Source organism: Achromobacter sp., assembly GCF_057314935.1.
This window is the reverse complement of the sequence record NZ_DBHKZA010000066.1, coordinates 1-9,054: the sequence shown is the minus strand read 5'-3', so window position 1 is coordinate 9,054 and position 9,054 is coordinate 1. Positions and strand designations below refer to the sequence as shown.

Here is a 9,054-nt window from a genome sequence, read left to right as displayed (position 1 = left end):
ATGCTGCCGGCGTTGGCCGTCAGCGCGGCATCCACCGTCAGGTTGTTCGCGAACAGCGTGATGTCGCCCGCTGGGGCCACCGTCAGATCCGATTGCACCGCGATGTCGCCTGCGGCGATCTTCACGGCGCCCAGGCCAAAGCCATTGAGCCGCGCCGTATCCAGCTGCAGGGTGCCCGTGCGGTCGCCGGGCAGCGCCGTGTCCAGATCCAGCCCGGCGGCCACCGCCGCCACCCGCTCGGACAGCACCACCTGATTGATCGTGCCATCGCCGCGCCCCAACACGTACTGCAGTGCGCCCGTGGTCTTGCTGTAGTACGGCGTGTAGGTGCCCACCACCAGCTGCGCGCCGCGCGCCACCGCGCGCTGCGATTGCTGGTAGCCGTCCAGGCCGGCCTGCGCCGCGGCGTTCTGCCGGTCGCCCTGGAACGTCGTGCCGATCAGTTCGCCCTCCAGCACGGCACTGCGCGTGCCGATCACCAGGCGGCCCGCATCCCGCCCGACCGTATAGCCGGTCTCGAATCGCTCGCGCGGCGCGATCAGCGGGTTGTAGAAATAGCGCGTCTGGCCCCAGCGTTCACTGTTTGCCTCAAACCCTTTGTACAGCCCCGCATAAGCCAGGTCGCCCGGTGCCCGCGTCACCTCGTACAACCGGCCATCCACCCCGCGCAGCCAGCTTTGGCGAATCATGCCGTCCTGCACTTCCAGCGTGCCGCCCGACAGGTTGATCTGGGAGCCAGCCCGCGTGACGACGTCGCCGCCGGTGAATTCGACGTTACCGCCTTGCGCCATCCACTCGTTGACGGCATGCCCCTGCGTGCCCAGATAACCGCTCACTTCCAGCAGGCCGCCGGCCGTATACCAACGGTCCGTGGCGTAGCCGTTCGTCCCCGCGGGCACCAGTACCAGGTCTCGGATATCTACCCAGACATCGTTGTTGTTGAGCTTGCCGCTGTCCCGATTGACGGGCGCATCGCGCTGCTCGTTGCCCTGCACGTTGATCTTGAGATTGTTGTTCTCCATCGCGACGGGCACCCCCACCGCGCCCGCCACGTCCAGCACCGCGCCATCGCGCAGCAAACTGCGCTGCGCGGCCTGGACGGCGATCTGTCCGCCGGTGGCCAGCGTGATCGAGCCCGCCGCGAAGTCCACCGTGCCCGAGCTGCTGATCTCCACCCGCGACAGTTCGCGCCGGTCGGCGCCCGCCGCCAACAAGGGCGAATCGCTTTGCACTGCCGGCGGCACGCGCAGGCCGTCGCGCTGGCTGTCCAGCGCCAGCGCGCCGCTGCGGTCCAGCAGAATCGCCGTGGTGCTGTTCTCGGCCACCGTGATCCGGCCGTTGGCGCCCGTCGCGGTCAGGTGCACCGTGCCGCGCGTATCGACCGACGTACTCGACAGCACCACGCCGCGCTGCGCCACGTCGCCGCCCGTCAGGGTCACGTCGCCCAAGGCGGCCTGGATCAGGCCCGTGTTCTCGACCCGGCCGGGCAAGCCGGCGGGCGTCACGTCGTTGCCCTTCGTCGTGGACACGAGGTTGCCTGATGTGCCCTGACCTCGCTTGATCACGAAACTGTCGCCGGCCGCCAGCAGCGCCTGCCCCGCCGGCGTATCGATCGTGCCCGCGTTCACGGCTTCCTTGCCCAGCAGCAGCACATAGCCGCCGCCCGTGGTGGAGGAAGCCGGCGTCGCGGTGCGGATCGCGGCGCCCGGCTGCACCTCGACGCGGCCCAGCGCGTCCTGGAAGGTCGGCTGCGCGCCGTTGTCGGCGTAAAGCCCCTTCTCGCGGAACTGCGCGTCCGTGATCGTGGCCGCCGCCGCCACCAGATTGCGCGCGTTCACCTGACTGGTGCCGGTGAAGATCACGCCGTTCTGGTTCACCACCATCACGGTGCCGTCCGCCTTGATCGACCCCTGGATCTGGCTGGGCTTGGCCGACGCGCCGACCACGCGGTTCAGCACTGCATCGTCCACGCCCTGCTTGAATTGGACCGTGGTGTTGCGGCCCACGTTGAAGGTGTCCCAGTTCAGGATGGCCCGCGATTGCGTCTGCTCGATGGTGACGACCTGACGGCCGTTCTCCACGCCGGGCTTGGCCGCTTTCGCGCCCTCCCATTTCGCCAGGCCGCCCTCGGCGGCCCACAGGCCGCCTTCGGTCAGGCCGTCCGGCACGTCGCCGCCATTGGCCGCCGCGGCGGCGCGCGCCGCCGCCTGGGCGGCCTGCTGCGCCGCCACCGCAGCGGCGGTGCGGTTCAAGTTGTCCAGCGAACGCTGCAATTGCTGCCGCGACTGTTGCTGCTGGCGCGCGCTGGCGCCGATGCCCGCGACGCCGCCGTCCGGCATGCGGCCCGTGCGTTGCGCGGTGGACTGCACGGCATTCTTGTCGGAGAACCAGCCGGGGCTGAATGCGCGCGTCTGCGCCTGGGCCGCAGCGCTGGCGCTGCCCGCGACCAACAGGGCCGTCACCGCCTTCGACAGCGGCGTCGGACGCCAGTTGGGACGCCCGCGCCCCGGCGTGCGCGCCCTGTTTCCCTTACCGCTCATTTCCGACATCCGTGCCTGCATGATCGCCATCCCTTGTTCCAATCGCGCGTGTTCGTCACCTAGAACAAGACAGACGGATGGAAAAATGCCGACCAGAACCCTGTCACAAATAATTCATCAAGACACAGGGTCGGCGCGCGCCTACGACAACAGGACGACACCCGCCGGCAGACGGGTCACATGGGCGCCATACGCGTCGCGGATCAGGCGTTCGGCGTCCGCCACCTGCGCCAGCGAAAAGCGCGCCTGCACCAGCCTCCTGCCCAGTTGCTCGTTCATCAGCACCAGGCGTCCGCGCCGATAGCGGTTCAACTCGTCCACCACCTGCGCCAGCGGCTGCTGGTCGAACACCAGCCACCCCTGCCGCCAGGCGGTGACCACAGCGGGGTCGATCAGGACGGGCGGCATCACCCGGCTGTCGTCGTAGCGCAGTTCACGGTTGGCCACCACGTCGAACACGCCTTGCTCGTGTGCCAGGCGCACCACGCCCGACAGGCAGCACAGGCGCGCCTCGCCCCCGATGTACCGGACGTTGAACACCGCGTCCTTCGCGGTGATCCGGCCTTTACCCGCCAACACGACGGCGGCCTGCGCCCCGCTGCGGATTTCGGCTTCGCCATCGGCCAGCTCAATCACTGCGCCGTCACCGCCGCTTGCGACATTGATGCGGGTCAGCGTGTTCATCTGGACGTCCAGCGCATCGCCCAGCGCCACGTGTCGCTGTTCGCCTGCCGCCGTCCGGTAATCCGCCCCCAGCATATCGACACCGGGCCACAGCCCCAGGGGCGGCTTGAACGCCAGATAGGCGGCCGACGCGGCCAGCGCACCGCCCAGGAACGCGCGCCTGCCGGTCATCAGGGATTGGCGCGCCCGCCTGCGTGCCCGGTCGGACGCCCGCTCGGCCACCACCGCCTGCACCGCCGGGCCCAGGTCATGCCACAGCTGCTTTTGCGCCGCAAAGACCGCCTGGCGCCGCGGATCGGCACGCAGCCACTCCCGGAACGCCTGAGCATCGGCCTCGGTGGCCCGGCCGGACGTCAGCGTCAGCAGCCACGCCCGCGCCTCGCGTGCCGCCACGTCAGAGTTCTTGTTGTTTCCGGGCATGCCCATCGTCAGTGCCATGGTTCTTCATCCCCGCCCGCGGCATGGCCGGACGTGTCCGCCGTCCCCTGGCCCGCCACAAGCAGTTCCCGCGCGCAGTGTTCCAACGCGCGTTTGAGTTCTTTGGAGACGATGCGTTCCGACACGCCATACCGCCGCGCGATCTCCGCGTGGGGCAATTCGTGCACGCGCGCGGCCAGCAGCATCTGCTGCGTGCGTTCCGGCAGCTTCTGCAGCGCACGCTCGAAGGCGTCGACCTGGCTGCGGCCCTGCGCGATGCGCGCGGGGTCTGCGGCCTCGTCCGTGATGTGGATCAGTTCGCTGATCTCTACCCCCGTCAGCAGGCGGGAGTCCCTGCGCCGCTGGTCCTCGGCGATATTCAGCGCCACGCGGAACAGATACGCCGCCGGCTGCTGGATCGACGAACTGGCGGGCAGGTCATTGACCTTCAGAAACGCTTCCTGCATGGCGTCATGCGCCAGGTCTTCCGACCCCAGGCGCCGTTTGAGCTGATTGCGAAAGTCGTTGTAGCGTTCCAGGAACAAGGACCGCAGCGAGGTTTCCGGCTTGCTATCCCGCACGGCCGACTCCGGGCACCGACGCGCACTCGGCCGCGCCGCGCGGCTCCAGCAGGACGGTCAGCGGCTGCGGCATGCCAGTAGGCAATGGGCCGATCACCACGCCGCGCAACGCCGCCTCCAACCTGCCGTCCAGCGCCGGCGACCCGGTCGTCGCCACCCAACCGACACGGCTGACCCGCCAAGCCTTGTCGAACCACAACTGCACCAGGGCGCGATAGCTGCCCGGCTCCGTGCCAGCCGCCCTGCACAACGCGCGCTTGAGCGCCCCTTGCACCACGGCGGCATAGGGCGTATCGCGCAAGCGCTTGCCCGGCCGCGGCGACGTGGCCGCCTCTTGTTCCGTGGAAACCAGCGTGAACGACTGCGCACTGGCATAGCGGATCGCCAGGGGCGACCCGGCCAGCAGCTTGCGCAAGGCATCGCCGGGCGTGTAGTTGCCGATCACCGCGGGCGCCTGCCGGCCGGCGGTCAACGTGCTGTCCACCAGCACCGTCAGCCCGCTGGCCAGACTGTATTCAACCAGCGCCTGCGCCAAGGGCTGCGCCGAGATGGCAAACGCGACGGGCTTGGGCGGCGGCTCCGCGTGCCCCGCGGCCGCCAGCGTGAACAGGCCCAAGGCCAGACAGGCGCGCAACGCCGTGCCGCAGCCCCTGAAGGTGCTGCTCATGAACGTGACCGCAATGGGGAAGTGCCTGACATGGCCGCAACACCAGGCGCCTGGGCGCCCGCCCTTACAAAAGCCGCCATGCTAGAGGCGCCGAATGACGCATTCGTGACACCTTTGCCGCGCCGGCCCCGCCGCCGACATGCAATGGTCACCTGCGCGGCTGCGGCCGTCCCTATACTTGACGGATCGCATCGGCCCACTCAGGCCGGAACTGCTTAAAGGAGCGCGCATGCGCACGGTGCCCCTGGCCGCTGGCCGCATTGTCCTGCTATGCCTGTCCGCCGCGCTGGCGGGGCCGCCCTTGGCGGCAGCCGAATCCCAGACGCCAGCCGCTCCCGCGCCAGGCGCGCAGAAGCCCGCCGCGCCCGGCGGCGCGTGCATCGATACCGAAGTCAACGGATATCGGGCGCTGTCCTACGATTGCCTGAACCAGAAGATGGCGCCCGACACGCCGCACCGGCCCGCGACGGGGCTGGAGTCCGAAGCGGTCACGCAGCGCCCGCCCAACCAGATGGGCCTGCCCACGCCAGCCACCATCGGCAACCGCATGGGCAACACGTTCGGCACGTCGGCCTATCCGCAACGGCCACAGCCGTAGCGGCCGGGCCTCAGCCCAGGCGCGTGATGAAGTAGATCTTCTTGACGAACTGATCCACTTCCCAGCGGCCGGTATAACCTTCCGGCATGACGAAGGCCTCGCCCACCGTCAATTCGTGCACCGTGCCGTCCGGGTCGACCAGGCGGGCCGACCCTTCGACGATGTAGCCGAATTCGATATAGCCGGTGGTGTTCGACTGGAATACGCCCGCAGTGCTTTCCCATACGCCGGCTTCGGCCTTGCCCGCGTTGCCTTCGAAGGCCGTCACGGTAAGGAAAGCCGCGTCGCCAGAAATCGGGCGGCGGGGTTTGCCGGGCACCGGATCCTTTAGCGGGCCGGCATCGATGCGGACAAGCCGCGACTGGTCATGTTTCATGGGACACCCATTCATATCGTTATAAGGTCGACGGCCGACGGCCCTTAATGCGCGGCCACCACCAGCACCTCGGCCATGGCCCGGCTGACGGTACGCATGCGGTGCGGCAGTTCGGAATCGAAATAGACCGAATCCCCGGTCTCAAGGCGGAACTGGCGTTCGCCTACATGGACTTCGATGGCGCCCTTGAGCACCAGCAGGAATTCTTCGCCCGGATGCGGAAAAACCGCGGTCGCGTCCGGAAAGTCGCGCGGCGGATGCACCACAAAGGGTTCCATCGTCTTGACCTTGCGGCGTCCGGCCAGCGATTCGTAATGGTATTCGCTGCCCAGCCCGCCGCGTTGCAGGGCCTCGCGGTCCGCCACGCGGACCACGCTGACCACCTCATCCTGCGCGGCGTCATCCGTCCCCACCAGTTGCGACACGCCCACGCCGTAGGCTTCGGCCAGCCGCAGCACGGTCGAAATCGACGGCTCGCTCAAGCCACGTTCAAGCTTGGACAGATAGCTTTTGGTCAGGCCCGTGCGTTGCGCCAGCTGTTCCAGGGACAGGGTTTGCTGGCGGCGCAGGGTACGTAGGCGGTGGGGCAGGTCGATCATGGGCGGTGGGTCGAAAATCCGACCGGTAAGCATGCCCGAAACCGGCCCGGCCGTCGAGCCGGCCTGCCCCGCCGGCTTGCGTTCGGTCAGGCCAGCACGTCGGCGTGGGTGCGCAGGGCACGCCGGGCGTAGTATGAAAAGCCCACCTGGGAACGTTTTGGCGTCAGGATCCAATCATGCGCCTCGCGGCCCAGCGCCGGCGGAATCGGCTGGATCTTGCCCGCCGACATCGCCAGCAGCTGCATGCGCGCCGCCCGCTCGAACTGCAGGGCCAACACGCAGGCTTCTTCCACCGAACCCGCGGCGATCAGCATGCCATGGTGCGACAGCAGAATGGCCCGCTTGTCTCCCAACGCCGCAGAGATGATCTCGCCTTCCTCGTTGCCCACCGGCACGCCCGGCCAATCCTTCAGGAACGCCACGTCGCCGTACAGCGGGCAATTGTCCATGTGGGAGACTTCAAGCGGCACCTCCAGCATGGACAGCGACGCCACGTGCAGCGGATGCGTGTGGATGATGCAGTTCACGTCAGGCCGCGCGCGGTAGATCCATGAATGGAAGCGGTTGGCCGGGTTGGGCATGCCGCCGCCTTCCTGCACGCGCAGGTCCTCGTCCACCACCAGCAGGTTGCTGGCCGTGATCTCGTCAAAGCCCAGGCCCAGCCGCTGCGTGTAATACCGGCCCGGCTCATCGGCGCGGGCCGTGATCTGCCCGGCCAGCCCGGAATCATGGCCGCCGTCGAACAGGATGCGGCAAGTCAGCGCCAGCCGTTCGCGCAGGCTCCATTGCGGCGTATCGAACTGGCGCTGCATCTCGGCTTTCGCCCGCGCGATCAGTTCGTCTTTTCCCAAGTGCATCGTATCGCTCATCATGTCTCCGTCATGCCGTTTCGATCAACGGCGTAAACCCCGGCAAGGCGCGGATGCGCGCCAGCCAGGCAGTGATATGGGTAAAGGCGGACAGGTCGTAGCCGCCCTGCTCCGCCATGCTGGTATAGGGATAGAGCGCCACGTCGGCAATCGTCGGCGCACCGCCCACCAGGTACGCCCGGCCATCCAGATGCGCGTCCATCAGCGCCGCCGCTTTCATGCCGATGGCGCGCCACGCGACCATCGCCGGATCCTCCGCGGCCGCGGTCCTGCGCAGGTGGATCAACAACCGCGGCTGGGCGAAAGCATGCATATGCTGGGTCTGCTCGAAGCTCAGCCAGCTGCTGACCTGCGCCTGCGCCAGCCGGTCGTCCGGCAGCCAGGACGTGCCTTGCGCCAGATACCACAGGATGGCCTGCGACTCGGCCAGCCACTCCCCCTCGGGCGTCAGCAAGGCCGGAACCTGCCGCCACGGGTTGATGCGCGCAAACGCATCGGTCTCGAGGTCGCCCTGCACAATGTCGAAGGTGCGGCGGGCAAGCGGCAAGCCCATGAAACCGCAGGCCAGCCGGATCTTCCACGCGTTGCCCGAACGCAGCGTATCGGCCAGTTCCAGCGGCTTGCCCGCCAGGGGATGCATCGTCTGCTCAGTCATGCGGTCAGTCCATTTTGATATTGGCGCGCTTCACGATCTGGGTCCACTTCGTCTTTTCGCCGGCGATGAAGCGCTGATATTCGTCCGACGTGCCCGTGTACAGCTGAGTGCCCTGGGCCGCCAGCCGCTCTTTCAGTTCGGGCGAGGCCAGCGTCTTCTGCAGCGCGGCATTCAACGCGGCCAGCACATCCGGCGGCGTGCCCGCCGGCGCGAAGAAGGCGTTCCACGAACTGATCTGCAACTGCGCGTCGCCCACCTCGGTGCTGGCTGGCACGGCGGGCGCCGACGGCAGGCGCTTGTCCGCCGCCACCGCCAGCGCGCGCAGCTTGCCTGACGCTACGTGCGGCATGATGACCGGGCTGGCGTCCATCACCACGTCCACCTGCTCGCCGATGGCGGCATTGACCGCTTCGCTGCCGCTCTTGAACGGAACGTGCACGATGTCCAGGCCCGCCGTCAGCTTCAGCAGTTCCAGCCCCAGATGCGGCGAACTGGCATTGCCCGCCGACCCGAAATTCAAGCGCGCCGGATTGGCTTTGGCGTAGGCCACGAATTCGCTGAACGACGTCGCCGGCAAGCCGGCCCGCACCGCCAGCACATAGGGCGATCCCGACACCATGCCGACCGGCGCGAACTTGTCGGCGTCATAGCTGAGCTTGCTGTAGATCAGCGGGTTCACCACCTGCGTGCCGACGGTACCCATGAAGATCGTATAGCCATCGGCAGGCGCGGTGGCGGCCACCTGCGCGGCGATCACCCCGCCCGCACCGGGCCGGTTTTCAATCACGATGCTCTGGCCCAGCACATCCCCCATGCCCTTGCCCACCTGGCGGGCCACGATATCCGTGATGCCGCCGGCGCCGAAGGGCACCACCAGCCGGACCGGCCGCTCCGGAAACGCCGCGTGCGCGCCTGCCCCCATTCCCGTCGCCAGCACCAGCGCGGCCACCTTGCTCAGAACCTTCATGCCATTCCCCTTGATCGGGCCGTGTCGGCCTTAATGACACAAAGTGTCCTATAGAGCATTGATTTTCCGCAAGGACAATATGATTGGGGAAATCCCTGAGC

10 protein-coding genes are annotated in these 9,054 nt (G+C 67.9%); 1 reads left to right on the top strand and 9 read right to left on the bottom strand.

From position 1 onward, the window contains the following. The 4 genes from ACO6D5_RS21910 to ACO6D5_RS21895 all read right to left on the bottom strand — a co-directional run. The coding region (locus tag ACO6D5_RS21910; RefSeq protein WP_485826507.1) for a two-partner secretion domain-containing protein at nucleotides 1-2,540 on the bottom strand (2,540 nt) is incomplete at its 3' end. A gap of 141 nt (nucleotides 2,541-2,681) precedes the next feature. After that, entirely contained in the window at nucleotides 2,682-3,662 is a 981-nt protein-coding gene (locus tag ACO6D5_RS21905) for a FecR family protein (protein WP_485826506.1), read from the bottom strand. Then, complete coding sequence (locus ACO6D5_RS21900) at nucleotides 3,653-4,222, bottom strand: sigma-70 family RNA polymerase sigma factor (RefSeq protein ID WP_315526812.1); 570 nt, start codon at nucleotides 4,220-4,222, stop codon at nucleotides 3,653-3,655. The genes ACO6D5_RS21905 and ACO6D5_RS21900 overlap by 10 nt, the downstream gene beginning before the upstream one ends. After that, nucleotides 4,212-4,889 (bottom strand): STN domain-containing protein, encoded by a 678-nt coding sequence (locus ACO6D5_RS21895; protein WP_485826505.1) that lies wholly within the window; start codon nucleotides 4,887-4,889, stop codon nucleotides 4,212-4,214. The genes ACO6D5_RS21900 and ACO6D5_RS21895 overlap by 11 nt, the downstream gene beginning before the upstream one ends. Before the next feature lie 229 nt (nucleotides 4,890-5,118). On the opposite strand from ACO6D5_RS21895, the gene ACO6D5_RS21890 reads away from it, so the two are divergent. Next, a complete protein-coding gene (locus tag ACO6D5_RS21890) occupies nucleotides 5,119-5,487 on the top strand; it encodes a hypothetical protein (RefSeq protein ID WP_485826504.1) in 369 nt (122 codons plus the stop codon). Nucleotides 5,488-5,497: 10 nt separating this feature from the next. Here the strand turns inward: ACO6D5_RS21890 and ACO6D5_RS21885 are convergent, their stop codons facing one another. The 5 genes from ACO6D5_RS21885 to ACO6D5_RS21865 form a co-directional block, all read right to left on the bottom strand. After that, on the bottom strand, nucleotides 5,498-5,863 hold the full coding sequence (locus ACO6D5_RS21885; protein ID WP_006222026.1) for a cupin domain-containing protein: 366 nt from the start codon (nucleotides 5,861-5,863) through the stop codon (nucleotides 5,498-5,500). A gap of 44 nt (nucleotides 5,864-5,907) precedes the next feature. Next, complete coding sequence (locus ACO6D5_RS21880; RefSeq protein ID WP_315526816.1) at nucleotides 5,908-6,462, bottom strand: helix-turn-helix domain-containing protein; 555 nt, start codon at nucleotides 6,460-6,462, stop codon at nucleotides 5,908-5,910. Nucleotides 6,463-6,548: 86 nt separating this feature from the next. Next, the gene (locus ACO6D5_RS21875; RefSeq protein ID WP_485826503.1) at nucleotides 6,549-7,331 is read right to left on the bottom strand and encodes an aldolase; all 783 of its coding nucleotides are present in this window, start codon (nucleotides 7,329-7,331) and stop codon (nucleotides 6,549-6,551) included. Nucleotides 7,332-7,341: 10 nt separating this feature from the next. Beyond that, complete coding sequence (locus ACO6D5_RS21870; RefSeq protein WP_485826502.1) at nucleotides 7,342-7,986, bottom strand: glutathione S-transferase family protein; 645 nt, start codon at nucleotides 7,984-7,986, stop codon at nucleotides 7,342-7,344. A gap of 4 nt (nucleotides 7,987-7,990) precedes the next feature. Then, on the bottom strand, nucleotides 7,991-8,953 hold the full coding sequence (locus tag ACO6D5_RS21865) for a Bug family tripartite tricarboxylate transporter substrate binding protein (protein WP_485826501.1): 963 nt from the start codon (nucleotides 8,951-8,953) through the stop codon (nucleotides 7,991-7,993). Nucleotides 8,954-9,054: the final 101 nt, after the last annotated feature.